Origin of the sequence: Sandarakinorhabdus sp. (genome assembly GCF_041689835.1) — a bacterium.
Classification (GTDB): domain Bacteria; phylum Pseudomonadota; class Alphaproteobacteria; order Sphingomonadales; family Sphingomonadaceae; genus Sandarakinorhabdus.
Genome location: NZ_JBDNFM010000094.1, coordinates 1 through 1,496 on the forward strand (window position 1 = coordinate 1; position 1,496 = coordinate 1,496).

1 protein-coding gene and 1 pseudogene are annotated in these 1,496 nt (G+C 66.2%); both read left to right on the forward strand.

Going from position 1 to position 1,496, the window contains the following annotated elements:
• Positions 1-183 (forward strand): annotated as a pseudogene (locus ACESL8_RS04605) (molecular chaperone DnaJ); the annotation flags it as partial.
• An 8-nt stretch (positions 184-191) separates the two neighbouring features.
• Positions 192-1,496, forward strand: a 1,305-nt coding sequence (gene pgmG, locus ACESL8_RS04610) for a phosphoglucomutase/phosphomannomutase PgmG (protein WP_372916440.1), incomplete at its 3' end; no start/stop codon positions are given.

Here is a 1,496-nt window from a genome sequence, read left to right on the forward strand (position 1 = left end):
GCGGCCCGCCTGCTGAACGTGCCCGCCAACGCGCCATCCGAAGTGGTGTGGCAGGCGTGGCGCCAGGCGATGACCGTCGCCCACCCCGATGCCGGCGGCAGTGCCGAAGCCGCGCAAAACCTCACTGCCGCGCGCGATTTGCTGATCAATGCGGCTGAAAAGCGCCGGGAAACCGAAGATTGAGCGCAGCCATGTCCGGTGGTCACCAGTTCCACTCCACCGCTCTGCGTGAATACGACATTCGCGGCATCGTCGGCGACACCATCACTGCTGCCGATGCCCGCGCTGCGGGGCGCAGTTTCGGCACCACCGTGCGCCGCAATCTGGACCGCACTGGCGGCAGCCGCGTGTGCCTGGGCCGCGATGGCCGGCTGCGCAGCCCCGCGCTGGCCGCCGCAGCCGCCGAAGGCCTGATGGCGGCAGGGTGTGACGTCATCGATATCGGCCTTGGCCCGACCCCGATGCTGTATTTCAGTGTGTTCGAACTGGGCGCCGATGCCGGGCTGATGATTACCGGCAGCCACAACCCGCCCGATTGGAACGGCATCAAGCTGCTGTTGCACGGCCGGCCGTTCTTTGGCGGCGATATCCGTGCGCTGGGCAAAATGGCCGCCGCCGGCGATTGGGAAACCGGCGCCGGCACCGTCACCCGGGCCGACATAATGGATCGCTATGTGGCGGCAATGCTCGCTGATTTCCGGGGCGGCGCCTACACCGTCGCCTGGGATTGCGGCAACGGCGCCGCCGGCCCGGTGGTGGAACGGCTGACAAAGCTGCTGCCCGGCACCCATCATCTGCTGTTCACCGAGGTTGACGGCAGTTTTCCCGGTCACCACCCCGATCCCACCATCGAAGCCAATCTGGCCGATCTGAAGCGCACCGTGATCGAAAAGGGCTGCGATTTCGGCGTGGCGTTCGATGGCGATGCCGATCGCATCGGCGCGGTCGATGGCCGTGGCCGGGTGGTATGGGGCGATGAATTGCTCGGCATATTGGCCCAACCGGTGCTGCGGGAATTGCCGGGATCGACCATCATCGCCGACGTGAAGTGCAGCCAGGCACTGTTTGATCGCATCGCCGAACTGGGCGGCGTGCCCGACATGTGGAAAAGCGGCCACAGCCTGATGAAGGCCCGGTTGCAGGAACTGAAGGCCCCGCTGGCCGGCGAGATGAGCGGTCATATCTTCTTTGCCCACCGCTGGTACGGCGTGGACGACGGCATATTGGCTGCGGTGCGCCTGATCGAAGCAGTGGCGGCACAAGGCGGGTCGCTCACCGCGCTCAAGGATGCGATGCCGGCCATGGTCAACACCCCGGAAATGCGCTTCCAATCGTCCGAAGCACGCAAATTTGCCGTTGTCGCCGAAGTGCTGGCGCGCCTGAAGGCGCAGGGCGCCAGCATCAATGAAACCGATGGCGCCCGCGTCATGCGCGCCGATGGCTGGTGGCTGCTGCGCGCGTCCAACACACAGGACGTGCTGACCGCCCGCGCCGAA